The organism is Curtobacterium sp. NPDC098951 (genome assembly GCF_044759965.1).
Classification (GTDB): domain Bacteria; phylum Actinomycetota; class Actinomycetes; order Actinomycetales; family Microbacteriaceae; genus Curtobacterium.
Genome location: NZ_JBIWAG010000002.1, coordinates 657,202 through 681,420 on the forward strand (window position 1 = coordinate 657,202; position 24,219 = coordinate 681,420).

Below are 24,219 nucleotides of genomic sequence, written 5' to 3' on the forward strand. Positions count from 1 at the left end.
GCGTGAGGTGTCGCCCAGCGCGTGAAGTCGAGCACGCACCCGGGCCGCGGCGGGAGCCCGCGCGTCAGCGCACGGCGCGCAGCGCGTCCGCGATCACCGTCAGCGCCGCGGCGATCTCGTCGGCCACGCGCTCGTGCGTCGCCGTCGAGCGTCGGTACGGATCGTCGACGTCGTCGTCGGCCGGGTCCGCGGGCGGCGCCACGGTCCCCCGGAGTCGGGCGACGAGTTCGACGAGCGCCGCGGGCGAGGACACCCCGGCGAGGTCGGCCGGAGCGAGGCCGTCGAGCACCCGGGCGAACTGCGTGATGGTGAAGGCACGCTTCGCCGCCCGGGGTGCGAGGGACACCACGGCGGACCGGTGGGCACGCTCCGCGGTCAGCACGAGGTCGGCCGAGCCCGCGATCGCCTCGGTGAGGTACCGGGCCCGGTGGTCACCGGGCACACCACCGAGCCGCTCGGACTGCGCAGCGGCGGCGGGGTCCATCGGGGCGCCGTCCTGGGCGATGGTGCCGGCGGACTCGACCTCGAACGCGGGTGCGTCCGGGCCGAGTCGCGCCGTGAGGACCTGTGCGCCGAGCGGCGAACGACAGATGTTGCCGCTGCAGACGAACAGGACCCGCATGCTCAGGAGGCGCCGAGCAGGTCGTGCCGCACGACGATCGCGTCACGCCCGGGGCCGACGCCGATCGCGGAGATCCGCGCGCCCGACATCGCCTCGACGGCGAGCACGTAGTCCTGCGCGTTCTTCGGGAGGTCCTCGAACGTGCGGGCACCCGTGATGTCCTCGGTCCAGCCGGGGAACTCCTCGTAGACGGGCTTGGCGTGGTGGAAGTCCGACTGGTTCACGGGGACCTCGTCCACGCGGACGCCGTCGACCTCGTAGGCGACGCAGACCGGGATCGTCGACAGCCCGGTGAGGACGTCGAGCTTGGTCAGCACGAAGTCCGTCACGCCGTTGACGCGCGCCGTGTACCGGGCGATCGGGGCGTCGTACCAGCCACAGCGACGCGGACGACCGGTGGTCGTGCCGAACTCGAAGCCGTTCGCCCGCAGGAACTCCCCGGACTCGTCGAACAGCTCGGTCGGGAACGGGCCGGCGCCGACGCGGGTCGTGTACGCCTTGACGATGCCGATGATCCGCTCGAGCTTGCCCGGGCCGATGCCGGAGCCGGTCGCCGCGCCGCCCGCCGTCGCCGACGAGGACGTCACGAACGGGTAGGTGCCGTGGTCGACGTCGAGCATGGTGGCCTGGCCGGCCTCGAACAGGACGGTCTCGCCGCGCTCGAGTGCGCGGTGGATCTCGAGCCCGGTGTCGGCGACCATCGGGCGCAGGCGGTCGGCGAAGGACAGCAGCGACTCGACGACCTCGTCGGCGTCGATGGCGCGGCGGTTGAAGACCTTGACGAGCAGGTGGTTCTTCTGGTCGAGGGCCGCTTCGACCTTCTGCCGCAGGATGTTCTCGTCGAAGATGTCCTGGATGCGGATGCCGACGCGGTTGATCTTGTCGGCGTAGGTCGGGCCGATGCCGCGCCCGGTGGTGCCGATCTGCCGCTTGCCGAGGAACCGCTCGGTCACCTTGTCGATCGTGCGGTGGTAGTGCGTGATGACGTGGGCGTTCGCCGACACGAGGAGCTTCGAGGTGTCGACGCCGCGGGCCTTCAGCGCGTCGAGCTCCTGGAACAGGACCTCGAGGTCGACGACCACGCCGTTGCCGATGATCGGGGTGACGCCGGGCGTGAGGATGCCGGAGGGCAGCAGGTGCAGGGCGTACTTCTCGCCCCCGACGACGACCGTGTGCCCGGCGTTGTTGCCGCCGTTGAACTTGACGACGTAGTCGATGCGGGACCCGAGGAGGTCGGTGGCCTTCCCCTTGCCCTCGTCGCCCCACTGGGCTCCGATGATCACTGCAGCGGGCATCTGGTTCTCCTCACGTTGGCGGAGGACCTCACACGACCAGTCGGGCCGGTGGTCCACCCGAGTCTATCGGACGGCCACCGGCACGCTACCTGCCGGTCAGGTGCCGGCCCGGCGGACGGTCCCCCGGACGGACTGGAGGCGCGGTGCCAGCCGGCACCGCGCCTCCAGTCCCGCGATCGGGTCGCGATCCGGCGATCAGCTGCGGAAGAAGTCCTGGTAGGACGGGTCGCCCACCGGGGCCGCGTGACCCGGCTCGGCGAGGCGTTGCTCGATCATGGACTGGATGACGTCCGGCGGGGTGAGCCCACGGCGACGCCACTCCATCGGGTTGGCCCGGAGCTGCTTCAGGGTGGTCTGCGTCTGCATGCGGCAAGCCTCGCACTCGATAGGTAGTTTGTCTAACTACATGTCCTCTTGACGCACTGCGGGCCCCGTCACGAACGATGTGACGGGGCCCGCAGTGGTGGTGTGCGCTAGCGGCGTGCGACCTTGGCGGTCTGCTTCGACGTCGCCGTGCCGTCCTGGTAGCCCTTCGCCTTCGCGACGACCTTGACCGAGAACCGGTGACCGGCGTCGGACGTGCCGAGCTTGTACGACGAGCTCGTCGCGCCCTTCACGGCCTTGCCGTCACGGAGCCACTGGTACGAGTAGGTCACGCCCGAGCCGTTCCACTTGCCGTGGTTCGCCTTGAGCTTCGACCCGACCTTCGGCGTGCCGCTCACCGACACCCCGCTGCCCTTGACGAGCGTGAGGGTCGGTGCGACCCAGGTCGCCGCGGCGCTCTGGGCCTGGCTGCCGACCGCGTTGCCGAGGTGCAGCAGCAGGATCCGAGCACTCGCGACCCCGGAGCCGCGGGTGACCTGGAGCGTGCCCTTGTCGGCGAACAGCGTGCCGCCCTGGCCACCCTGCGCGAACGTGAGCGTCGGCTTGGCGAGGTTGAACTTCGCCGTCGAGGTCACGTCGACCACCGAGGACCCGCTGGTGGCCGCACCCGGCGCGTACGCCGACTCGGTCTCCACCCGGTACGAGATGGTCTTGCCCGCGGCACCGATCGCCGAGGCCGTCACCGGCAGCACCTTGACGGCACTGTCGAACGTGTTGACGTCCTGGCCGGGAGCGCCGCCGTTCAGCGGGAAGGCGTCGACGACCGGGTCGATGTCCGGGTCGTCGGCAGCCTGGGCGGCCTTGGCGAGGTCGATCGTCGTGACGAGCGTCGCGTCGACCACGGACGACTTCGCGTCGTACACGAGGTAGTCGTCCTTGCCGTCGCCGTTCGTGTCGATGAACACCTCGACGTTGGTCACGGCGCCGGGGTTGGCGTCGGGACCGGCCGTCTGCACACCGAAGGCGAGGGTGTCCGACGCCTTGTCGTAGCTCACGCCGTAGGCACGGACGTCAGCGGCCTTGAGCGACTGCGACGCCGAACCGGCCGGGAACGACTCCACGGCGTCCGTCCCACCGAGCACGAACGGCGCGACCGCGGCGTGGTAGCCCGAGGTCAGGCCGCCCTGGTCGACCGTGCGGCCGCTCAGTGCGAGGTTCGCGGTCTTCTGCGGGCCGGTGAACGTCACGCCCGAACCGCGCACGGCACTGACCGGCTTCGGCGCGACGTACGTGCCGAGACGGAGCGGGTCGAGCGTCTTGTCGGTCGGGGTGAAGGTCACGAGACCGGTGGCGGCCGTGACGAACTCACGCTGGTAGCCCTGCTGCACCGACTCCTGGGTGGGGTCGATGACGCGACGGAGCTGCGTGGGGTCGGTGACCGTGAACGTCAGGTCCACGACGGCACCGCGACCGGGGCCGACGGTGACGCGCTTCGTGCTGAGCGAGAACGCGACGCCCGGCTGGGCCACCTGCGGCTGGTAGGCCACGTCGTAGGTGTGGGCCGACGAGTCGGTGTTCTGGATGAGGAGCGACCGGGTCTGGCTGGTCTTGCCGGCGACCTCGACGACACCGAACGAGGCGGTGACGAGCTGGCCGTTCTCGACGCTCTTCACGGTGGTGTCCGCGGTCACGGCCTGCAGGGCGTCGACGCGACCGGTGCCCTGGCGCAGCAGGGTCGCCGTGCGGGAGCCGTCCTTGACGTCGTGCGTGGCCGTGTTCATGAGCGCGGCCTTGACGTCCGGCGCCGACCAGGTCGGGTGCGACTCGAACGTCAGCGCGGCGATGCCCGCCACGTCCGGCGTCGCCATCGACGTGCCGCTCATCGACATGCGGTCGTCACCGGTGCCGTTGGCCGCCGAGATCACGTTGACCCCGGGGCCGGCGATGTCCGGCTTGACGATGTCGCCGAACGAGCCGTGGACACCGCGGCTGGTGAACGACGCGAGCGTGTTCACGGCCTCGGGGTCGGTGGCGAGCTCGAAGCCCTTGAGCTCGTCGGCGAACTTGACGTGGAGGGTCCCCGCCTTGGCCGAGGCCGCGAGGCTCGTCACGCTGTCCTTGGTCAGCTCGGCACCCGGGATGGTCGCGTTGCCCGCGATGCCCGAGCTGAAGGTGTTGATGGTGCCCGCGAGGAGCACGCCGACACCGCCGGCTGCCTGGACGTTGTTGAAGCGTGTCCCGGATCCGCACTCGAGCGCGGCGTCGGTCCACTTCAGCCAGACGACCTTGCCGGAGATCGCCGCGGCGTCCGCACCCGTGAAGGGCGTGCAGCCGTCGACGTTCGTGGTCGGGACGACGACGTCGCCCTCGACCGGCAGCGTGCCCTGGAAGTTCTGGGAGTACTGCGCGCGATAGGTCTTCGCGACGGCGGACGGGGCGGTCACCTGGACGCCGTCGTAGAGCGACTGACCGGTGGCGCTGGCGGCGACCGTCAGGGCCCCCTCGGCGTTCCCGGGCGAGCCACCGATGTCGGTGAAGTCGTCGGCGTTGCCCGAGGCGATCACCGGCAGCACACCGCGGGCGGTGAGCGCGTCGATCTTGGCGTTGTCGGGGTCGTCCGGTGCGCCGTAGTCGGAGCCGAGCGACAGGTTGAGGACGTTGATGTCCTTGCCCTCGGTCAGCGCCTGGCCGACCCAGTCGAGCGCGGCACCGGTGAGGTCGGTCGAGCCGCCGCCGTCGCCGAACACCTTGAGCGCGTAGAGGCCGGCCTCGGGCGCGGTGCCCGGACCGATCCACATGTCCTGCACCTGCTGCGTCGTGAGCTTGGTGTAGTCGCCGTCGAAGGTCTTCTTGTCGGCGTCGAGCCCGTAGCCGGCGATCGTGCCGGACACGTGCGTGCCGTGGTCGCCGCCCTTGCCGTCGATCGGGTTGTCGTCCGGTGCGGGGACCGGCTGGTAGGTGTCCGGGTCGCTCGGGTCCGCGTTGTAGGTCGGACCGGCGAAGTCGTAGCCACCGAGGAACTTCTCGGGGTCGTAGGAGCCCGCCGCAGGTGCGCTCGTCGAGTCGAGCGCCGCCTGGTACGCGGCGGTGGTGCCGGGGCCACCGAAGTCCGCCTGCGTGTAGTCGAGGCCGGTGTCGAGCACGGCGACGTTCACGCCCTTGCCGGTGTGCCCGGTCTGCTGCCAGGCGTTGAGCGCCCGCGTGTAGACGTCGCTCGCCGCGTTCTTCGGGCTGACGCCGTCGGCACCCGGCTTCACGAGGCTCGGGTCGACGCCGGACGGGGCCGCCGAGGCGTCCTTGTTCACCGTCGGCTCGACGACCTTCTTCGGCGTGAGCGGGATGATGCTCGCGACGTCGGAGCGCTCGGCGACCTTGCGGAGCGCCTCGACGTCGGCGACGACGGCGATGCCGGGCACGGTGTACTCGGTCGAATAGAGCTCGGTGGCCTTCGCGTCGGACTGCTTGACGGCGGCGCGGACGGCGGCGACGGTCGAGCCGATCGCCTTGACGCGCTGCTTGGCGGCCGAGGACTGCGTCTTCGACCGCGTGAGGTCGCCGCCCTTCGCCTTCGCGTCGACCTCGAGGGCCCCCTGGCCGGTCGTCCGCACGAACGCGGCGATCGTCTTCTGGGGCTTCGCGTCACGCAGCGGTGCCGCGATCTTCAGGTCGGCGGGCGAGAGGCCGGACGGGGCCGCGGACGCCGCCCCTCCGACGGCGAGCCCACCGCACGCGAGGGCCGCGGCGGCGATCCCGGCGGTCAGCACGCGTGCGATGCGATGCGGGTTCGGGTTCGGGTTGTCGTTCGGTGTTGCACGGTTCAAAAGGCGCACTCCTGGCTCCGTCCGTGTTCTTCATGGAATTGCTGTGAAGTTATGCGTTCGCTCTCAGGGTGCGCAGTCCGCACTTTGGGGGACTGCCCCCGAACGGGGGTGTCGGATCGAATAACTTGCACACACGTGTGCACGTTATTACGATGGTGCTCGTGACCACTCCCGACCAGTCCGTCCGCGCCCCCCGCAGGGACGCGACCGAAAACCGGGCCGCCCTGATCGAGGCGGCCAAGACCGCGCTGCAGGCCGATCCGGACGTCCCGCTCGAGACCATCGCGTCCGCCGCCGGACTCTCGCGACGTGCGGTCTACGGACACTTCCCGTCGCGGGACGACCTCGTGCGCGAGGTCGTCACGGCCGGGGCCGCGCGGGTCGCCGGCGCGATGCCCACCGCCGCCGACCTCGAGGCACTCCCCCCGGCCGCCCGGCTCGCCGCCATCGCCGTGACGCTCTGGTCCGAGGTGTCCCACGTCCGGTCGATGGCCCGGGTCGCGATCCGCAGCCCGTTCAGCGAGTCCGTGGCCGAGGTCTTCGCACCGCTGCGCGCCCAGGTCCGCGAGGCCTGTGCCCTCGGGATCGCCGACGGCACCATGCGCGACGACGTCGACCCCGCCACCCTCGGCCGGCTCGTCGAGGGCGCGTGCATCGCCGTGCTCGACGAGGCCACCCGCTCCGGCACCTCCGACGAGGACGGACGCCGCATGGTCGTCCTCTCCGCGCTCGGGATGGCGGGCATCGACTGGCGTACGGCGTCCCTGTCCGAGCCCGCCGCACCCGCGACCACCACGAAGGCCTCCCCAGAGAAGGACCGCGCATGACCCTCGAACTCGACCACGTCGGCATCGGCGAGGAGCCCGGTGCCGCACTGCCCGTCGTCTCCGCCGTCGCCGCACCCGGCCGTCCGGGCGTCGTCGCCGTCGAGACCGAACAGGCACCGGTGCTCGCCTCGCTCGTCGCCGGCGGTCGCATGCGTCCGGAGACCGGTCGGGTCCTGCTCGACGGGCACGACGACGCCGCCGCGGTACGCCGCACCTTCGCCCTCGTCGACACCCCCGGCGTCGCCGAGCCCTTCCCCGTCATGACCGTCAAGCGCGTCGTGCGCGAGGAGCTCGCGTTCGCCGGGCAGCGGCCCTCCCGCGAACACGTCGACACCGTGCTCGACGAACTCGGGCTGCGGGAGCACGCCGACACCCCGGTGCAGCGCGTCCCCACCGACGTGCGGGTCCGACTGCTCGCCGAACTCGCCCTGCTGCGGGACGGCGTGACCGGGCTCGTGGTCACCTCGCCCGAGCGGCACGGCGGCGCCGTGGAGGGGTGGTTCGCGGTCGTGCGCGACGTCGCCCGCCGCGGTGTGACCGTCCTGCTCGTGACCTCCAAGGCCGCAGCCGCGACCGTCGAACACCTGCTCGACACGATCGAGCCGCTCGACACCACCCAGACCGAGGACCCCGAGGACGTGGCCCGACCCGACGGAGACGACCCGCGCCTCCAGTCCGAGACCGACCACCTGCCCACGGAGGCGACCGCGTGACCACCACCTCGCTCGTCCGCGCCGAACTGGCGCGACTCACCGCGACCCCGCTCGCACGACTCGCGTTCATCGCGCTCATGGTCGTGCCGCTGCTGTACGGCGGCGCCTACCTCTGGGCGAACCGCGACCCGTACGCGAAGCTCGACCAGGTGCCGGCCGCCATCGTCGACCAGGACGCCGGCGCGACGCTCGACGGCGACCGGGTCGACTACGGCAAGGACGTCACGAAGGAGGCCATCGACGGCGCCGACTTCAAGTGGACGGAGACGACCGCGGCCGACGCGCGCTCCGGCGTCCGGAACGGCACGTACGACTTCGTCGTGACGATCCCGCACGACTTCTCGGAGTCGCTCGTCTCCGCACAGTCCGACGACCCGAAGCGTGCCGAGCTCGTGATGACGACGGCGGACACGAACTCGTACCTCGCCTCGACCATCGCGGAGCAGGCGGGCAAGACGATGCGCACAGCCGTCGCCGAGCGGGTCGGCAAGCAGGCGGCGAAGACCCTGCTCGTGGGCCTCGCCGACGTGCGCGACAGCCTGGGCGACGCGGTCGACGGCGCGGGGCAGCTCGCCTCCGGTGCGAAGTCCGCCGCGTCGGGCGCGGCCACGCTCGCGGACGGCACCGGCAAGCTCGCTTCCGGCGCGGCGACGCTCGCGGACGGGACCGCCGCGTTGCCGTCGCAGACCGCTGCGCTCGACCAGGGCGCCCAGCAGGTCGCCTCCGGGGCGGCGACGCTGTCGTCGGGCCTGCAGACGGCGAAGCAGCAGACCGCGTCGCTGCCGGCGCAGACCGCGCAGCTGAACGCGGGTGCGCAGCGGGTCGCGGCCGGCAACAAGGCACTGGCCGACCAGACCGATCCGGCGCTCGACGCGCTGAACGGACTCTCCCCCGACACCGTGACGGCGGCGATCACGAAGGCCGCCGCAGACCGTGGGGTGGAACTGACGCCGGAGGTGCAGGCGGTCATCTCCTCCACTGTCGAGACGCAGCTCGGAGACGAGAAGACGAAGGCCGACCTCGCGAAGGCCAAGGCCGCGCTCGAGGGCGTCGACCAGCTGCGCGACGGGTCCGCCCAGGTCGCGGCCGGCACCTCCGCCCTGGCGACGGCGGCCCCCACCCTGGCCGGCGGGGTCTCCTCCGCTGCGGACGGTGCCGCGCAGTTGGCGTCCGGCTCGTCGCAGGTGGCCTCTGGCACCTCGCAGCTCGCGTCGGCCGCGCCCACGCTGTCGTCCGGTGCGGCTTCCTTGGCGTCCGGAGCGGCCTCGGCCGACGACGGCGCGAAGTCGTTGGCGTCCGGGCTGACGAAGCTGCAGAGCGGCTCGTCCGAGCTCGCCTCGAAGCTCGACGAGGGCCGCACGAAGATCCCGGCCTCGAACGCCTCACAGCGCGAGGACCAGGCGTCGGTGATCTCGGACCCGGTCAAGGTCGGGGACGACAACGTCGCCGCTGCCGACAACTACGGGGCCGGCCTCGCGCCGTTCTTCATCTCCCTCGCGGCCTGGATCGGCATGTACGCGCTGTTCCTCATCCTCAAGCCGATCTCGAAGCGGGCGATCACCGCGGTGCGAAAGCCCCTCGCGGTGGTGTTCGGCGGATGGTTGACGCCGGCGCTGCTCGGACTCGTGCAGATGGTGGCGCTGTTCTGCATCGTCCGGTTCGCCCTCGACCTGAACGTCGTGCACGCCGGGGCGACGATCGGGCTCATGGTGCTGGCCTCGGCCACGTTCGCGGCGATCATCATGGCGCTCAACGTGCTGCTCGGCTCGGTGGGCCAGTTCCTCGGCTTGGTGCTCATGCTCGTGCAGCTCGTCACCGCGGGCGGGACGTTCCCGTGGCAGACGCTGCCGGGGCCGTTGGCGGCGCTGCACTTCGCGCTGCCGATGACGTACTCGGTCGACGCGATCCGGCAGACGATGTACGGCGGGAGCCTCGGGGCGGCGTGGTCCGACGCGGGCATCCTCGCGTGCTGGCTGCTCGGTGCGCTCCTGGTGTCGTTCGTCGTCACCGCACGGCAGACACGCTCGCGGACGCTGCGCGACCTGCGCCCGAGCCTGATCGGGTAGCGGGGCGCCGGGCGGGCGCCGGGTGGGCGCCGGGCGTCGGGCGTCGGGCGGGCGCCGGGCGCCGCCGGGCGCCGCTGCGCGGCTTCGTGAGCAGAAATGGTCGGGTGGCCTCAGGGAACCCGACCATTGCTGCTCACGAAGTGCTCCGCCCGAGCGGCAGCCCGACCATTGCTGCTCACGAAGTGCTCCGCCCGAGCGGCAGCCCGACCATTGCTGCTCACGAAGTGCTTCGCCCGAGCGGCAGCCCGACCATGTCGCCACCGAGGTAGCGGAGGTCCTCGGCGGGCAGGGCAGCACGGGCGTCGGGGTCGAGCACGCCCGAGGCGTCGTCGACCGGGACGAAGCCGATCCGCTCCCCCGCGGTGAGGTCGGCCGGGGAGCCGGTGTTCCGGGACAGCGCCCACACGACGTGGTGCCCGGGGTCACGGAGCGCGACCGTCGCCAGCACCAACCGCACCAGGTCGTCCGGCGAGCTCCACATCAGGAGCGCACGACCGGACGACGGCTGCTCGCCGAACGCCCCGATGCGCGCCGAGACGATCGACATCCCGAACCGATCGGCGAAGAGACTGCCGAGGAGTTCCATCCCGGCCTTCGTCACGCCGTAGTAGGTGTCCGGCCGGGGCAGCCGGTCTCCGGGCACGCTCCCCGGTTCGTCGAGCGGCTCGGGCACTCGGCCGACGGCGTGGATCGAGCTCGCCTGGACCATCCGGAGGACCCCGGCTGCGGCCGCTCGCTCGAGCACGTTCTTCGTCCCGGTGAGGTTCGCCGCGACGAGGTCGTCCCACGCGGCCTCGGTCGGGATGCCCGCCAGGTGGACCACGGTGTCGACGCCGATCAATGCGTCGTCGAGGGCATCGGCGTCGTGCACCGACCCGGGCACGAAGCGCTCACCACCGGTCGGTGGGTCGTCCGGGGTGCGCTCGTCGAACAGCACGAGGTCGTGACCGGCCGCGAGGAGTCGCGGCCGGAGCGCAGCGCCGATGCGTCCGGCGGCCCCGGTGATGAGCAGCGTCGCCATTGCCCGGACGCTACCCCCGGCGCGTGAGCACCGACCGCAGGTGTTCGATGGCCTCGCCGACGTACCGGGTGAGGTCCGAGCGCGACCACCGGACGACGACCCAGCCGAGGCGCTCGGCCTCACGGTAGCGCCGGAGGTCGCTGGCCCACTGCGCGGCATCCGTGCGGTGGTGGTCGCCCTCGTACTCGATCAGGACGCGGTGCCGCGGGTAGGCCATGTCGACCCGGCCGATGAAGGACCCTGCCTCGTCTCGGACCTCGACCTGCAGTTCCGGTTCGGGAAGGCCCGCGCGGACGATCGCGAGCCGTGCCCGCGTCTCCTGGGGCGAACCGGCACCGACCCGGACCAGCTCGATCGCCGTCCGCAGCTTCCGGACGCCCGCTCGGGCTCCGGCCCGGACGAGTGCGGTCCGGAGGTCGTCGATCGTCGTGCGACACCGTGGCTCGGTCACGATCGCGTCGCCGAGCACGATGAGCTCGTCGGTCGTCAGCATCGCGCCGCAGTCGACCCACAGCGCTGCGGGAGTGCTCGCGGGCATGCCCCACCGCTCGACGACGTCCGCTCGGTCGGGCGTGATCCGGTGTCCGACCACACCCGTGCGACGCGGTTGGGCGGTCGGGATCGGACTCGTGACGTGCACCGGCGCGCCGTCGTCGACCGGGACGGGCAGCCCCCAGAGCACGGCGGCGGAGACGTGGCTGATGAACTGTCCGGGCAGCAGGACCGGCCGGAGGGCTCGGATCCGCTGGACGGCGTCGGGTGGGCGATCGCGGGGCCACCGGATCGACCGGGTGGGCCGGACGAGGTCGCTCCGACGGAGTCGCTGTCGGGAGACTCCTGCGCGGTCCGCGGCGTGCACGTCGAACGCGCGGTCGCGGAGCGCGGGCGGAAGCGGTCGTGGTCGCATGCGGTCATGCTCGCGACCCGCGCTCCCGCACCACCCCCGACCGGAAGCACTCGTGCAGAACTCGCACCGCGCCTCCCGTGTGGAGGAGTGACCACGCGCAGATCGTGAGCAGGAGATGTCGGGTCGGGACCACGCACCCGACCGTTTCTGCTCACGAAGCGGCCCAGCGGCCCAGCGGCCCAGGGCCGCGCGCGCCGCGCGCGCCGCGCGCACACGGCCCCGAGCGTGCGCCCGCCCCGCCCCCGCTACCATCGACGGGAGAGCCACGGAGGTCGATGCAGATCATGGGAGCCGGCAAACCCGCGACCATCTACGACGTCGCCGCGCGCGCCGGGGTCTCGAAGTCCCTCGTGTCGCTCGTCCTGCAGCGCTCCCCGCGGGTGAGCCAGCAGCGGCGTGATGCGGTGCTCAAGGCGATCCAGGAGCTCGACTACCGCCCCTCCACGGCCGCGGTCTCGCTCGCGGGCACGCGCTCCCGGACGATCGGCGTCGTCCTCGACGACTTCCGGAACCAGTGGTTCGTCGACCTGCTGACCGGCCTCCGCGAGTCCCTGCAGGACCAGGGCCACCGGCTCGTCGTCGCCGACCGGTTCCTCAACACCGGGCTCGACGCCTCGCCCGTCGAGGGCTTCCTGTCGATGCGCGTCGAGGGGCTCGTGATCGCCGGTGAGCCCGACACCGACCTGGCCGTCCCGGCCTCCACACCCCTCGTCATCGCCGGCGGCCGCGTCGCGATCCCCCGTGCGGACACCGTGGCGAACGACGACCGCGCGGGCGGGGCGATGGCCGCGGAGCACCTGCTCGCCCTCGGGCACGCTCGGCTCGGGTTCATCGGTGCCTCGTCGGCCGCGTCCGACGAGCGGCGGATCGGCTTCGGGGCCGGGGTCGACGGCCGCGCCGAGGTCGCCACGGTCGTGCTCCCCGGCGAGCCCACCGAGGAGGCCGGTTCCCGCGCGGTCGCGCAGCTGCTCGACGTGCACCCCGACGTCACGGCGGTGTTCGCGGCGAACGACGTGATGGCCCTCGGTGCCCTGTCCGAGCTCGCCGAGCGCGGGCTGCGCGTCCCCGAGGACGTGTCGGTCATGGGCTACGACGACACCCCGCTCGCGGCGACGCGGTACGTCGGGTTGACCAGCATCGACGACCGCAGCGTCGAGATCGGGCGCGGCGCCGGCGAACGACTCCTCGCCCGGATCGCCGACCCGAGCACGGCGGCGACCGAGGTGCTCGTGGAGCCGCGGCTCGTCGCGCGGCGGACGACCGCGGCGCGCTGACGCGCAGGCGGACGGGAGGCGCGCTGACGCGCAGGCGGACGGGAGGCGCGGCTCGTCCCCGCCCCGCCGGACCCGCCACGCGAGCGGCGCGGCCCGGCGACACCCGCGGTCCGGCCCGGCGACGCCGCCGTCAGGGGAGCTCGGCGTGCTGGACCACCCAGCTGTGCATCACGATGGCCGCGGCGGCCGAGGCGTTGATGCTCCGCGTCGACCCGAACTGCGCGATCTCGAGGTGTCCGTCCGCGCCGGCGACGGCCTCGTCGGTCAGCCCGGGGCCCTCCTGGCCGAACAGGAACACGCACCGTTCCGGGATCGGCGCCGTCTCGATGCGGGACGCCCCGGGGGTGTTGTCGATCGCGATCACCGGACGGCCCTCGGCGCGCATGGCCTCGAGGAAGGCGGCGACGTCGGGGTGGTACCGGACGTGCTGGTACCGGTCCGTCACCATCGCGCCGCGCTTGTTCCACCGCCGACGCCCGACGATGTGCACCGTCCCGGCGAGGAAGGCGTTGGCGCTCCGCACGATCGACCCGATGTTGAGGTCGTGCTGCCAGTTCTCGATGGCGACGTCGAACGCGTGTCGGCGAGTGTCGAGGTCGGCGACGATCGCGTCCATCGACCAGTACCGGTAGCGGTCGACGACGTTGCGGGTGTCTCCGGTCGCGAGAAGCTCCGGGTCGAGCCGCGGGTCGTCCGGCCAGGGTTCCGGGTGCGGTCCCACCCCGTGCGTCGTCCGCTCGTGGGACGGTTCGGGGACGGCGGTCACGTCCCCAGCGTAGAGCCGGTCCCGGACGTCAGCGGACGCGGGCCTCGATCCCCGTGATGAGGACGTCGAGCCCGAGGGAGAACCGCTCCTCGTACGAGTGCGAACCGAGGATCTCCGCCACGAGTGCGTGCCGCTCCGGACGCCCGGCCGCGGCGGAACCCCGTCCGACCTGCACGCCCGTGTGCCCGACCACGAAGTCGTAGACGACGAAGAACGCGTACATCGCCTCGGCGTCGGGCAGGCCGGCCGACCGCAGCGCGCCGACGACCTTCGCCACGACGGCGTCGGACTCCGTCGAGACCAGGGCCCCGCGACGGCTGTGCGACTCGAGCACGAGGGGGTGGGTGAGCATGAGGTCGCGGAAGGTCGTGGCGAAGGTCCGCACGACCGCGTGCCACTCGTCCGGCCAGACGAACGTGGCGGTGAACTCGTCGACCGTGCGGCGCACGAGTTCTGCGTGCAGGTCGTCCAGGCCGCCGATGGTCCGGTGCACGGTCATCGGCGCGACGCCCAGGCGGACGCCGAGCGCACGGAAGGAGAGCCGGTCGAGCCCGTCCTCGTTCGCGATGGCGGTCGCGGCGTCGATCACCTGCTCGCGGCTGAGCACGTTGGGGCGGCCACGGCGTCGTCGCGGGGTCACCTCGGCCTGCTCCGGCGCCGAGGCGGGCCGGGGTGGAGCGGTCGGGGTTCCGGGTTCGACGAGCACGGTGCAGCCTCCTTGGTTCCAGTACGTGTCCCGAAAAGCCTAGGGCAAAGCCGACCGCCGTTCGGTGTCTCGACCATCCCGGGTCCGCGGCCTGCCCGCAAGGGCCGATCCGTTCCTCCCGGCCTTCTCCGAGCCGGCACCGAGCCGGGCCGTCACGGGCGCGCACTAGGGTGAGGGCATGGCATCCCGCGACGAGGTCGAGTGCTGGCTGACCGACATGGACGGCGTGCTCGTGCACGAGAACCAGGCGCTCCCCGGCGCTCCCGAGCTCCTCCAGCAGTGGCAGGACCAGGGCACCGAGTTCCTCGTCCTGACGAACAACTCGATCTTCACGCCGCGCGACCTCAGCGCCCGGCTGCGCGGCTCCGGCATCGACGTCCCCGAGGACCGCATCTGGACCTCGGCCCTTGCGACCGCCGATTTCTGCCGGTCCCAGATGCCCGGCGGCTCGGCGTTCGTCATCGGCGAAGCCGGCATGACCACCGCCCTGCACGAGGCCGGATTCATCATGACCGAGACCGCTCCGGACTACGTGGTCGTCGGCGAGACCCGCAACTACTCGTTCGAGGCGATCACCAAGGCCGTCCGGCTCATCCGCGACGGCGCCCGGTTCATCGTCACCAACCCCGACGCGACCGGTCCGAGCGCCGAGGGGGTCCTCCCCGCGACCGGCGCCATCGCGGCGATGATCGAGAAGGCCACCGGCAAGCAGCCCTACGTGGTCGGCAAGCCGAACCCGATGATGTTCCGGTCGGCGATGAACCGGATCGGTGCGCACTCCGAGAACACCGGCATGATCGGCGACCGGATGGACACCGACGTGCAGGCCGGCATCGAGGCCGGACTCCACACCGTGCTCGTCATGACCGGGATCAGCGACCAGGCCGAGATCGAGAAGTACCCGTTCCGGCCGAGCGAGATCATCTCGGGTGTGCACGAGCTCGTCCGCACCGAACCCTTCGAGGTCGAGATCTGACGATGCGCTGGGACCCCGCACGGTACGCCGCCTTCGCGGACGACCGCGCGCGGCCGTTCCACGACCTCCTCGCGCAGGTCGCGTGGCCGTCGGGTGCCGACCAGGAGGCGCCACGTCGCGTCGTCGACCTCGGCTGCGGTCCCGGGGCCCTCACCGCCACGCTGGCAGCGCGGTGGCGTCGGTCGACGGTGATCGGGATCGACAGCTCGGCGGAGATGCTCGCGTCGGCTGCGGCCGACCCGGCCCTGGCGGACGTGCCGAACCTGTCGTTCGCGCTCGGTGCGATCGAGGACTGGACGCCGGGCCCCACCGACGACGTGGTCGTGACGAACGCGGCACTGCAGTGGGTGCCGTCCCACGTGTCCCTGCTGCCGACGTGGCTCGACGCGATGCCGTCCGGTTCGTGGTTCGCGATGCAGGTGCCGGGCAACTTCGGGTCGCCGTCGCACGCGCTCATGCGGTCCGTCGCGGCCTCGGGGCCGTGGGCGTCCGCGCTCGACGGGGTCCTGCGCTCCGAGCCGGTGCTCGACCCGGCGGGGTACCTCGGCATCCTGCTCGACGCCGGGTTCGCGGCCCGCGCCTGGGAGACCACGTACGCCCAGCTCCTGACGGGCGTCGACCCGGTGCTGGACTGGGTCCGTGGCACCGGGCTCCGTCCGGCACTGCAGGCGCTCGACGCGGCGGACCCGACCGGAGCGACGACCTCCGCGTTCGAGGCCGAGTACGCCGCGGCGCTCCGGTCGGCCTACCCGGCTGGCGTGCACGGCACGGTGTACCCGTTCCGGCGGGTGTTCGCCGTCGGCCGCAAGCCCTGAGCCCCGGCCCGGCCCGGCTCGGCTCGGCCCGGCTCGGCCCGGCCCGGCCCGGCCCGGCCCGGCCCGGCCCGGAACGGAACGGAACGGAACGGAACGGAACGAGGATCTCCCGGCGGCGTGACCGTTCTGGTTCGCGGATCCCGGGTCCTCGGAACCAGGACGGTCAGCCCGCGATCGCAACCTCCGGTCGAGCCTCCGGCGGTCGTCGCCGCTGCCGCCCCGCCCGCTACTCGACCGTGACGAGGGTGCCGAGCGGCAGCGCGTCCACCGCGGCCACCGCCTCGGCGTCGAGCCGGACGCACCCGTGCGACACCGCCCCCGAGGTCGTCGCGTTCCAGTGCAGCCCGATCAGCCCACCGTCGTGCCCGCCGTACGGCTCGTCGGCCGCGCTCGAGTGCAACGAGGTCAGCTGGATCGGGTGGTCGCCGGTCCCCTGCGCCGGGTCGACGTACCGCTGCTCGAGGTAGCCGGTCACGCCAGTCGGCGTCGGGGTGTCCGCCGTGCCGACACCGGCGTCGAAGCGCTGGTCGACGTGCCCTGCCGCGTCGACGATCGACACCGACTGGTCCGTCGTCGAGATGACGACGCGCCGGGTCGGGGTCGACACCTCCCGGAGGGACGCCACCGGGACCCACGCCGAGGTCTGTGCCGCGGCCGTGCCCCCGGCCGCCGACGGCAGCTCCTGCCGTGCGGGGGTGAAGACGCGCTCCCAGTCACCGTCGCGCTCGAGCCCGACGACCGTCGTGGGCTGCCGGAGGAAGTCCGTGGCGGCGAAGCGCGCGACGGGCGTGGTCCGCGCGGCACCGAACAGGGGTGCGTCGCCGCGGAGTCGGAAGACGGTGTCGGCGGTGACGGTCCGGTCGAACGGCATGAGACCGCCGATGACCGCCGAGTACTGCGCCTCGGGCAGCGCGGCGAGCGTCGCCGCCCCGACCCGCGGCACGGGTGGCGCCGCCGACGGGGTGGGCGTCGAGACGGTGGTGCCGTGCGTCGGTGCCGACTCGGCCGACGGCGAGCCGACGACGAGCGGGACGGCGACGGCTCCGGCGACGACCAGGGCGCCGACGACCGAGGCGCCGGCCCAGAGGGTGCGCTTGCGCATGGGGACTCCGAGGGGGACGACCGGCCGGCGCACGGGGCGCCGGCCGGTCAGGGGTGGGTCAGCCGGAGACGACCGGCAGGTGGACACCGGTACCGGGGTCGACGGTCGCGCCGCCGGTGCCCGTGCCGCCGGCCGCGGGCGTCACGGTGATCGCGAGCGGTGCCACGAGCGTCGAGGCTCCGGAGGCGTCGACGGCGTCGATCGTGTGGGCTCCCGCGGGGGTGCCGGCGGGGATCCGCACGCTGCCGGACACCGTGCCGTCCGCCGCGACGGTGAGCGTGCCGACCGTGACCGGGTCGGAGTGCAGCACGATGCGCAGGGAGGCGCCCGGGGTGAAGCCGGTGCCGGCCAGGGCGATGGATCCGCCCGCGGCGACCGTCGTCCCCTGCGGCGCGGTCAGCACGCCGGTCACGACGTGGGCGGTGCCGCCGGTGGCGAGGACCGTCGCGGTGCCGTCGGCCGAGACCGCGACCGTGGCGCTCGTCGCGGCGGCGAGGTCGAGCCGCTCCCACGAGCCCGCAGCCGAGCCGGACTGGTCGAGCGGGTACCCCGAGGCGATCTCGGTCTGCGCGAGCACCGCGGTGCGCTGGGCGTCGGTCAGCGTCGGGAACGCGGTCAGGAGGAGGTTCGAGGCGCCGGTCGGCACCGACGGGGCGAGGCCGGTCTTCCCGGTCGCGGCGAACCCGTAGGTCATCCGCTCGCGGTACACCGCTGCGGCCGAGGCGCGGTCGGTCACGACCTGCGCGCTGCCGCCCGGCATGGCCGCGCCGCCGTACGGGTCGTCCGAGTAGGCCGCCTCGTGCGCGATGCAGTTCGCGAGCGTGTCGCCGCACTGCTGCTCGAGGTACGACACGAGCTCCTTCCGCGCGGGCTCGAGGACCTCGGTGCGGTACTGCGTGTCCGACCAGCGCGCGGCGAGCGCCGCCTCGCCGTCGATGCGCCCGCCCATGATGTCGAGCGGGTAGTGCACGCCGAGCACGATGCGGTCGTTGCCGGCCTCCGAGGCGCGGGCGAGGAGCTCCGGCGCGAGCTCGGGCACGAGCGTGGCGAGGGTGATGCCCGCCTGGTACGCCGTCGTGGTGTGGCCGCTCGGGAAGGACCCGCCCGTGCAGATGCCGGCGGTCCCGTACCCGGCGTCGAGGACGACGTCGTTCGGCGAGAACTCGTGCGACGTGTCGGTGGTGGCGGGCACGCGGGTGATGTCGAGCGTCCCGTCCGCCGAGGCCCACGCCTTGCCCGCCCGGTTCGCGGCGAGCGACGACGCGTTCACCTTCGACGGTGCGCAGCCGGTCTGGTCGTCGGTCGCGGGCAGCGTCGCCGTGGTGGTGCCCGGCAGGTAGGGCCGGGGGTAGCTGTAGTGCGCCTTCGCGGTGCCCGTGCTGACGTAGGCGCCGCTGGTGCCGTTCGAGGAGTTCACCAGCGCCGAGGTCAGCGGCAGCTTCCCGGCGCTCCGGCCCTCGACGTAGATCTTCTCGAGCGCCGGGCCGAGCCCCTGCGACACCGTCATCGACTGGTCGTAGGCGGTGTTCGTCGCGTTCTGGTACTCGGAGTCCTGCAGGGCCTTCCGCTGCTGCGCCGTCGTGGCGTGCTGGTTGATCCACGAGGTCAGCTGGTCGTTCTTCGCCAGCGTGGCCGGGTCGAGCACGGTGCCGTGCAGGTCGTTCGTGCCGCTCGACGTCCAGTACTGGTCGTACCCGTTCAGCAGCGAGACGAGGTCGGGCTTGTCGGTGTCGCTCGGGTACCCGGCCGCGGTGGCGGCGAGGGGCGAGCCGACGACGAGGGTGGTCGCGACGGCGGCGACCGTCAACCCGCGGAGTGCTGATCTGTGCATGCGCGGAACGCTAGGGACGGGTGGTGGCCGAGCGGGGAACGGTGCACCAAGCCGAGGTGAACCGGACCGCAGCCTGTGCGCACTCGCAGCACCGCGCCTCCAGGCGGACCATCGTCACCAGACCGTGGACGGGAGGCGCGGCTCGTCCCCCTGCACCGCGACGGCCCCCATGGGCGGGACCGCCCGCCACCGGCGCCGCAGGCGGCGCGGCCGGTCGTCCCGCCACGCGACCACCCCGCCGGCGACGACCCCGAACGCGAGGACGACGAACGAGAACAGCCCGATCGCGCCGACGACGACGATCTGCGACGGGTCCCGCACGTCCGTCGTCGCCGACAGGCCGATCGACCCGAAGTCCCAGAACGCGTGCAGCAGCACCGGGAGGAGCAGGCTCCCGGTCACCCGACGCGCGACGTACAGGGTCGAACCGAACGATGCCGCGAACACGACCTGCACGAGCGTCGCGCCGAGCCCGGCACCAGCGAGGGCGTTGAGCAGGTGCAGCACCCCGAACAGCACGCACGAAGCGATCCACACGCCGAACTCCGGCAGCCGCCGCCGCAGCCCGACGAGCAGCACCCCGCGGGTCATCAGCTCCTCGAACACCCCGACGAACAGCACCCCCACGGCGAGCAGCAGGAAGTACCGGACGGGGAGCGCCGACCAGTCCACGAGGGGCAGCCGCACCACGCAGACGACGGCGACGAGGATCGGCGCGACCGCGGTCCAGCGCAGGTGCGTGCGCGTCGGGTCGACCGTCGCGATGCGCCACCAGCCGAGCCCGGTCACGACGAGGCAGAGCGCGACGACGGCGATGCCCTCCGGGACGACGAGGGCCCGCACCACGCTGTCCACCGTCTGTCCGAGGGTCGGGTAGTCGTCGCTCGGCCGGGCCCGCCAGGCGCTGACCGCCGCGAACACCACGAGCGGCGCGAGGCCGATGAGCAGCGACGGCGGGACGGGCCAGCGGCGGCTCGGGGTGGGGGCGTCGTCGGTCACCTGCCGTTTGTACCATTGGGGCATGCGCTTGCCCTCCCTGTCCACGATGGCGGAGGACTACGTCAAGCTCGTGTGGAAGGCGAGCGAGCGCGGCGGGGAAGGCCTGGCCACCCGCGACATCGCTGCGGCCCTCAAGGTGTCCGCCTCGACGGTGTCCGGCAACCTCCGGAAGCTCGACCGCGACGGCCTCATCGAGCACACCCCGTACTACGGGGTCGTCCTCACCCCGCTCGGCCAGCAGGTCGCCGTGGCGATGGTCCGGCGGCACCGGCTGATCGAGACGTTCCTGGTGCAGCGCCTCGGCTACTCGTGGGACGAGGTCCACACCGAGGCCGAGGCGCTCGAGCACGCGGTGTCCGAGACCTTCCTCGATCGGGTCGACGCCGACCTCGGGCACCCGACGCACGACCCGCACGGCGACCCGATCCCGCGCGCCGACGGCACCGTGCCGGACTCCCCCGGCACCCTGCTCGGTGCGATCGAACCCGGGGCGTGCGGCACCGTCGACCGGGTGTCCGACGACGACCCCTCGTTGCTGCGGTACTTCGACGAGCTCGGCGTCGGGCTGGGGACACACCTGCGGGTCGAGCGGGTGCGGGACTACGCGGGCGTGATCGCGGTGTCCCGCCGGGGTCCGTCGGGCGAGGAGTCCCTCGTGGACCTGCCCGCGGCGGCGGCCTCCGCGATCTGGCTCGCCCCCGACGCCGACTGACGCCCCGCCCGCCCGCGCTGCGCCGACGCGGGTCAGCCGCGCAGCACGGGGGACGACGCCCGTCGGAACGGTGCCGTCACCGTCGGCAGGATCTCGCGGCGGTTGATCCAGAACACGACGAGCGCCGCGACGAGGTGCACGATGCTGAGCACCCAGCGCCCGTTCGTGTCCGTCACGAAGAACTGCACCGCGAACAGCGCCGCGAGCGCGATCGCCGACCATCGGTGGAACCGGAGCGCGATGATGATCGCCACGCCGAGGACGGTCTGCGACGCGGTGAGCATGAACTCCTCGATCTGCCGGCCGTCGAGCGGGAGCCCGCCGGACGTCCCGCCGCCGAGCACGTGCGCGATCGGCAGCGAGCCGACGAGCAGCGACCACTGGTTGACCTTCGACGCGATGAGCGTGCCGATGGCCGCGCCGCCCATGCCGCGGAGCGCGAAGAGCGCGGCGACGATGAACTCCGGCGCCTCGGTGGCGAGCGGGGCGAGCCACTGCACGAGGAAGTAGCTGTCGATGCCGAGCGCGCTACCGGACTGCACGAGGGCGTCGGCGAAGGGCTCCGCCGAGGACAGGATCACCGCGGCCGCGACGACGAACAGTGCCGCGATCGTCCAGCGCCGGGCTCGCTGCGGCATCGAGGCGATGTTGCCCGCCATGCCGACGAGCTCCTCGTCGTCGTCGCCGTCCTCGACCTTCGAGGCCCGCCAGAGGTACCAGACGAACGCGGCGAGCAGCACGAAGCCGAACCACATCGGGATCGAGCCCATCAGCGGGATGAGGAACGCGACGAGGGCGAGGAGCGCGAGGAACCCGATGTCGAGGCGCGACGACCGCTCGAGCTCGAGGACCCGGGTGGCCGAGGCCGGGAGCGACCCGGTCCGGACGAACCGGCGCGCCACGAGCAGCGAGATGATCACGACGAGCGGCCACCCGAACCCGAGCAGCAACCGGTTCGACCCGGTCATGTTCGCGGCGGCGAACTGCTCGTACGAGGGGTCGTACCCGGAACGGAACGCGTAGTACAGGTCGACCGCGTACTCGGGGAGCACGGCGATGAGGGCGAGGATCGCGATCGCGAGCGCGCCGGCGATGTCCTTCTGGGCGGCCTCGGCGGCCCAGGCGAGCAGGAACGACGCGGCCACGACGGCCCCGCCGAACACGAGCAGGTCGACGAGGGCGTTCGGCGCGAACCCGCCGATGCGGAAGACGACCGCCGGCAGGGCGATGGCGATGCAGATCGCGATGCGGCCCCAGGCGCTCGCGCCCATGCGGGGCGGTGCGACGGCGGGCGGCGCGGGAGAGAGGGTGGTCGACATGGTGGTCCTCGTGGTCGAGCCATGACGCTGCACACACTCGAGCGGCTTCGGCCATGGCGGAACGGCCGAAGGTCTCGCTCGCCTCGCGCGCCCCGGTGCGGGACGGGCGGAGGTGGTGCACCGGGCCGATCATCGTGATGGCCAGTGTGTCGATGCACGCGCTGGGAGCTACTCCCCTTCGCACACCAGCTTGGCGCGCTCCGATCCCCGTCCGCAAGCCGATCGGGCCTGTTCGGCATCCCGAATCCCGGTGTTCCCCGGCCCGCCCCGGAACGGCCGGGAGGCGCGTGGCGGGCCCGCCACGCGCCTCCCGGCCGTCATCCGGTCACGCCCACCGCACTCACCCCGTCGCGGAGCGCGTCCGGCCGAGCGCGACCTCGCGTCGGGCACGCTCGAGCGCGAGGCTGCTCGCGGCGTCCGGGTCCCGCAGCAGCCGTCGGACGTCCTCGACGTGCTCCCGGACGCCGTCGCCCTGACGCTGCTGCGCCTCGTCGAGCACGGGGGCGACGACGTCCTCGCCGAGGTCGACGAGTGCCCGGCCGAGGGCCAGGCGGGTCTCGCGGTCGCCGTGCCCGAGGTCCCGTGCGAGTCGTCGGGCGAGCGCGGGCCGTGCGTCGTCGGGGACGAGGCGGACCGAGGCGCGCCAGGCGGTCCGGACGACCCCGTGGTCGAGGTCGCCGAGGAGCTCCGCGACGGCCGGGTACACCGAGCGGTCCCCGATCTTCGACAGGGTGTGCAACGCCTGACTGCGTGCCTGCGGCTCGGGTCGTGCGAGCTGCTCGACGAGCCGCGGCACGACGAGCTCGGCCGGCAGCCGCACGAGCGCCCAGGTGAGCACCTCCCGCACCTGCAGGTCGGGTTCGATCGCGCACTGCTCGACGAGGACGTCGAGGTCGTCGGGGTCCGGGGTCGTGCCGGCCGTCATCACGGCACGGAGGCGGACGGACGGACGGGGGTCGCTGAGGGACGAGGTGAGCGTCGTCATGGTCCTTCCCAGCAGACCCCACGCACCTGGGAGCGGACCGGGCGAGCGGCATAGCGTGGACGGGACCGCTCCAGTCAGCCCCGGAAGGACCCCCAATGCCCCGCATCGGTACCAGCGACCTCACCGTGTTCCCCCTCGCCCTCGGCGGCAACGTCTTCGGCTGGACCGCCGACGAGCAGACGTCGCACCGGGTGCTCGACGCGTACACCGCGGCCGGCGGCGACTTCGTCGACACGGCGGACGTCTACTCCGCCTGGGCGCCCGGCAACTCCGGCGGCGAGTCCGAACGGGTGATCGGATCGTGGTTCCGGGCGTCCGGCAAGCGCGACGACGTCGTGATCGCCACGAAGGTGTCCCAGCACCCGGAGTTCCAGGGTCTGTCGGCGTCGAACGTCGCCGCGGCCGCACGCGCGAGCCTCGAGCGCCTCGGCACCGACCGCATCGACCTCTACTACGCGCACTTCGACGACGAGTCGACCCCGCTCGAGGAGACCGTGCGGGCGTTCGACCAGCTCGTGCGCGACGGCCTCGTGCGCTGGACGGCGATCTCGAACTACTCGAAGGAGCGTGCGGCGGAGTGGGTGCGCATCGCGCGGGAGCACGACCTCGCCGTGCCCGTCGCGATCCAGCCGCACTACAACCTGGTGACCCGCGAGCCGTACGAGTCGGACATCGCGCCGCTGGCCGCGACCGAGCACCTCGGGGTCGTCCCCTACTTCGCGCTCGCGGCCGGCTTCCTGACGGGCAAGTACCGCACGGCCGAGGACGTCGCCGGCAAGGACCGCGAGGGCCAGGTCTCGGGCTACTTCAACGAGGCGGGCCTCGCCGTGGTCGACGCCCTCGCGACGATCGCCGCGGACCGCTCGACCGAGGTCGCGACCGTCGCCCTCGCGTGGCTGCAGGCCCAGCCGGACGTCGTCGCGCCGATCGCCAGCGCGCGGAACACCGAGCAGCTGCCGGCCCTGCTGGCCTCGGCGGAGCTCGAGCTCAGCGCAGACGAGCTCCGGACGCTCGACGAGGTGTCGTCGAAGGTCTCCGCCCGCGCGTGAGCCGCTGGCCGCTGGCCGCGCCGGAACGACATCGTCGACGTCGTACGACGTCGGTGGTGTCGTTCCGGGTCGGCCAGCCCGCCGGGACC

21 protein-coding genes are annotated in these 24,219 nt (G+C 72.8%); 8 read left to right on the forward strand and 13 right to left on the reverse strand.

Annotated features, from left to right (window positions below):
- Positions 1–64 precede the first annotated feature (64 nt).
- The 4 genes from ACIQUC_RS07770 to ACIQUC_RS07785 form a co-directional block, all read right to left on the reverse strand.
- Positions 65–622: a low molecular weight phosphatase family protein gene (locus ACIQUC_RS07770; RefSeq protein ID WP_402265165.1), complete on the reverse strand. Its 558-nt coding sequence runs from the start codon at positions 620–622 to the stop codon at positions 65–67.
- A gap of 2 nt (positions 623–624) precedes the next feature.
- Positions 625–1,917: an adenylosuccinate synthase gene (locus tag ACIQUC_RS07775; protein WP_402265168.1), complete on the reverse strand. Its 1,293-nt coding sequence runs from the start codon at positions 1,915–1,917 to the stop codon at positions 625–627.
- A gap of 195 nt (positions 1,918–2,112) precedes the next feature.
- Positions 2,113–2,283 carry a hypothetical protein gene (locus ACIQUC_RS07780; protein WP_022906203.1) on the reverse strand — a complete coding sequence of 57 codons (171 nt, stop codon included), beginning with the start codon at positions 2,281–2,283 and terminating at the stop codon, positions 2,113–2,115.
- Positions 2,284–2,390: 107 nt separating this feature from the next.
- Complete coding sequence (locus ACIQUC_RS07785) at positions 2,391–6,062, reverse strand: S8 family serine peptidase (protein WP_402265171.1); 3,672 nt, start codon at positions 6,060–6,062, stop codon at positions 2,391–2,393.
- Positions 6,063–6,223: 161 nt separating this feature from the next.
- On the opposite strand from ACIQUC_RS07785, the gene ACIQUC_RS07790 reads away from it, so the two are divergent.
- Genes ACIQUC_RS07790 through ACIQUC_RS07800 form a run of 3 tightly spaced genes read left to right on the forward strand, consistent with a single transcriptional unit; the run spans position 6,224 to position 9,668 of the window.
- Positions 6,224–6,889, forward strand: coding sequence for a TetR/AcrR family transcriptional regulator (locus ACIQUC_RS07790; protein WP_049973454.1), 666 nt, complete (start codon positions 6,224–6,226; stop codon positions 6,887–6,889).
- Positions 6,886–7,602 (forward strand): hypothetical protein, encoded by a 717-nt coding sequence (locus tag ACIQUC_RS07795; RefSeq protein ID WP_402265174.1) that lies wholly within the window; start codon positions 6,886–6,888, stop codon positions 7,600–7,602. Before ACIQUC_RS07790 ends, ACIQUC_RS07795 begins: the two co-directional genes overlap by 4 nt.
- Positions 7,599–9,668 carry a YhgE/Pip family protein gene (locus ACIQUC_RS07800; RefSeq protein ID WP_402265176.1) on the forward strand — a complete coding sequence of 690 codons (2,070 nt, stop codon included), beginning with the start codon at positions 7,599–7,601 and terminating at the stop codon, positions 9,666–9,668. The genes ACIQUC_RS07795 and ACIQUC_RS07800 overlap by 4 nt, the downstream gene beginning before the upstream one ends.
- Before the next feature lie 217 nt (positions 9,669–9,885).
- Here ACIQUC_RS07800 and ACIQUC_RS07805 read toward each other — a convergent pair whose 3' ends face one another.
- Positions 9,886–10,689, reverse strand: a complete 804-nt coding sequence (locus ACIQUC_RS07805; RefSeq protein WP_402265179.1) for an NAD-dependent epimerase/dehydratase family protein — start codon at positions 10,687–10,689, stop codon at positions 9,886–9,888.
- A gap of 10 nt (positions 10,690–10,699) precedes the next feature.
- Positions 10,700–11,596: an endonuclease domain-containing protein gene (locus ACIQUC_RS07810; RefSeq protein ID WP_402265182.1), complete on the reverse strand. Its 897-nt coding sequence runs from the start codon at positions 11,594–11,596 to the stop codon at positions 10,700–10,702.
- 275 nt (positions 11,597–11,871) lie between these two features.
- Here ACIQUC_RS07810 and ACIQUC_RS07815 point away from each other — a divergent pair, with 275 nt between their 5' ends.
- Complete coding sequence (locus ACIQUC_RS07815; RefSeq protein WP_402265185.1) at positions 11,872–12,870, forward strand: LacI family DNA-binding transcriptional regulator; 999 nt, start codon at positions 11,872–11,874, stop codon at positions 12,868–12,870.
- A gap of 130 nt (positions 12,871–13,000) precedes the next feature.
- Here ACIQUC_RS07815 and ACIQUC_RS07820 read toward each other — a convergent pair whose 3' ends face one another.
- Both ACIQUC_RS07820 and ACIQUC_RS07825 read right to left on the reverse strand, forming a co-directional pair.
- Positions 13,001–13,636 (reverse strand): TrmH family RNA methyltransferase, encoded by a 636-nt coding sequence (locus tag ACIQUC_RS07820; RefSeq protein WP_402265188.1) that lies wholly within the window; start codon positions 13,634–13,636, stop codon positions 13,001–13,003.
- Between the two features lie 28 nt (positions 13,637–13,664).
- Positions 13,665–14,342, reverse strand: a complete 678-nt coding sequence (locus ACIQUC_RS07825; RefSeq protein WP_402265191.1) for a TetR/AcrR family transcriptional regulator C-terminal domain-containing protein — start codon at positions 14,340–14,342, stop codon at positions 13,665–13,667.
- A gap of 178 nt (positions 14,343–14,520) precedes the next feature.
- Here ACIQUC_RS07825 and ACIQUC_RS07830 point away from each other — a divergent pair, with 178 nt between their 5' ends.
- Both ACIQUC_RS07830 and ACIQUC_RS07835 read left to right on the forward strand, forming a co-directional pair.
- The gene (locus tag ACIQUC_RS07830) at positions 14,521–15,318 is read left to right on the forward strand and encodes an HAD-IIA family hydrolase (protein ID WP_022906215.1); all 798 of its coding nucleotides are present in this window, start codon (positions 14,521–14,523) and stop codon (positions 15,316–15,318) included.
- Positions 15,319–15,320: 2 nt separating this feature from the next.
- On the forward strand, positions 15,321–16,133 hold the full coding sequence (locus tag ACIQUC_RS07835; protein ID WP_402265195.1) for a methyltransferase domain-containing protein: 813 nt from the start codon (positions 15,321–15,323) through the stop codon (positions 16,131–16,133).
- 226 nt (positions 16,134–16,359) lie between these two features.
- Here the strand turns inward: ACIQUC_RS07835 and ACIQUC_RS07840 are convergent, their stop codons facing one another.
- From ACIQUC_RS07840 to ACIQUC_RS07850, 3 genes are all read right to left on the reverse strand, one after another.
- Positions 16,360–17,235 (reverse strand): L,D-transpeptidase, encoded by an 876-nt coding sequence (locus ACIQUC_RS07840; protein ID WP_402265198.1) that lies wholly within the window; start codon positions 17,233–17,235, stop codon positions 16,360–16,362.
- Between the two features lie 58 nt (positions 17,236–17,293).
- Positions 17,294–19,066 (reverse strand): phosphatase PAP2 family protein, encoded by a 1,773-nt coding sequence (locus tag ACIQUC_RS07845; protein WP_402265201.1) that lies wholly within the window; start codon positions 19,064–19,066, stop codon positions 17,294–17,296.
- Between the two features lie 114 nt (positions 19,067–19,180).
- Positions 19,181–20,065, reverse strand: a complete 885-nt coding sequence (locus tag ACIQUC_RS07850; protein ID WP_402265204.1) for a lysostaphin resistance A-like protein — start codon at positions 20,063–20,065, stop codon at positions 19,181–19,183.
- A 22-nt stretch (positions 20,066–20,087) separates the two neighbouring features.
- Here ACIQUC_RS07850 and ACIQUC_RS07855 point away from each other — a divergent pair, with 22 nt between their 5' ends.
- Positions 20,088–20,777, forward strand: coding sequence for a metal-dependent transcriptional regulator (locus ACIQUC_RS07855; protein WP_402265207.1), 690 nt, complete (start codon positions 20,088–20,090; stop codon positions 20,775–20,777).
- Between the two features lie 32 nt (positions 20,778–20,809).
- Here ACIQUC_RS07855 and ACIQUC_RS07860 read toward each other — a convergent pair whose 3' ends face one another.
- Together ACIQUC_RS07860 and ACIQUC_RS07865 are read right to left on the reverse strand one after the other, a co-directional pair.
- Positions 20,810–22,096, reverse strand: a complete 1,287-nt coding sequence (locus ACIQUC_RS07860; protein ID WP_402265210.1) for a sodium:proton exchanger — start codon at positions 22,094–22,096, stop codon at positions 20,810–20,812.
- A gap of 340 nt (positions 22,097–22,436) precedes the next feature.
- Positions 22,437–23,081: a HEAT repeat domain-containing protein gene (locus ACIQUC_RS07865; protein ID WP_402265212.1), complete on the reverse strand. Its 645-nt coding sequence runs from the start codon at positions 23,079–23,081 to the stop codon at positions 22,437–22,439.
- A gap of 95 nt (positions 23,082–23,176) precedes the next feature.
- Here ACIQUC_RS07865 and ACIQUC_RS07870 point away from each other — a divergent pair, with 95 nt between their 5' ends.
- Entirely contained in the window at positions 23,177–24,130 is a 954-nt protein-coding gene (locus ACIQUC_RS07870; protein WP_402265215.1) for an aldo/keto reductase, read from the forward strand.
- The last annotated feature ends 89 nt before the right edge of the window (positions 24,131–24,219 follow it).

Excerpts from the sequence above, each read along its gene's own strand:
- ACIQUC_RS07870 (WP_402265215.1), top strand. The coding sequence starts at position 23,177 with ATGCCCCGCATCGGTACCAGCGACCTCACCGTGTTCCCCCTCGCCCTC.
- ACIQUC_RS07780 (WP_022906203.1), bottom strand. The coding sequence starts at position 2,283 with ATGCAGACGCAGACCACCCTGAAGCAGCTCCGGGCCAACCCGATGGAG.
- ACIQUC_RS07865 (WP_402265212.1), bottom strand. The coding sequence starts at position 23,081 with ATGACGACGCTCACCTCGTCCCTCAGCGACCCCCGTCCGTCCGTCCGC.
- ACIQUC_RS07855 (WP_402265207.1), top strand. The coding sequence starts at position 20,088 with ATGCGCTTGCCCTCCCTGTCCACGATGGCGGAGGACTACGTCAAGCTC.
- ACIQUC_RS07835 (WP_402265195.1), top strand. The coding sequence starts at position 15,321 with ATGCGCTGGGACCCCGCACGGTACGCCGCCTTCGCGGACGACCGCGCG.
- ACIQUC_RS07815 (WP_402265185.1), top strand. The coding sequence starts at position 11,872 with ATGCAGATCATGGGAGCCGGCAAACCCGCGACCATCTACGACGTCGCC.
- ACIQUC_RS07860 (WP_402265210.1), bottom strand. The coding sequence starts at position 22,096 with ATGTCGACCACCCTCTCTCCCGCGCCGCCCGCCGTCGCACCGCCCCGC.
- ACIQUC_RS07770 (WP_402265165.1), bottom strand. The coding sequence starts at position 622 with ATGCGGGTCCTGTTCGTCTGCAGCGGCAACATCTGTCGTTCGCCGCTC.
- ACIQUC_RS07840 (WP_402265198.1), bottom strand. The coding sequence starts at position 17,235 with ATGCGCAAGCGCACCCTCTGGGCCGGCGCCTCGGTCGTCGGCGCCCTG.
- ACIQUC_RS07775 (WP_402265168.1), bottom strand. The coding sequence starts at position 1,917 with ATGCCCGCTGCAGTGATCATCGGAGCCCAGTGGGGCGACGAGGGCAAG.
- ACIQUC_RS07845 (WP_402265201.1), bottom strand. The coding sequence starts at position 19,066 with ATGCACAGATCAGCACTCCGCGGGTTGACGGTCGCCGCCGTCGCGACC.
- ACIQUC_RS07810 (WP_402265182.1), bottom strand. The coding sequence starts at position 11,596 with ATGCGACCACGACCGCTTCCGCCCGCGCTCCGCGACCGCGCGTTCGAC.
- ACIQUC_RS07805 (WP_402265179.1), bottom strand. The coding sequence starts at position 10,689 with ATGGCGACGCTGCTCATCACCGGGGCCGCCGGACGCATCGGCGCTGCG.
- ACIQUC_RS07830 (WP_022906215.1), top strand. The coding sequence starts at position 14,521 with ATGGCATCCCGCGACGAGGTCGAGTGCTGGCTGACCGACATGGACGGC.
- ACIQUC_RS07795 (WP_402265174.1), top strand. The coding sequence starts at position 6,886 with ATGACCCTCGAACTCGACCACGTCGGCATCGGCGAGGAGCCCGGTGCC.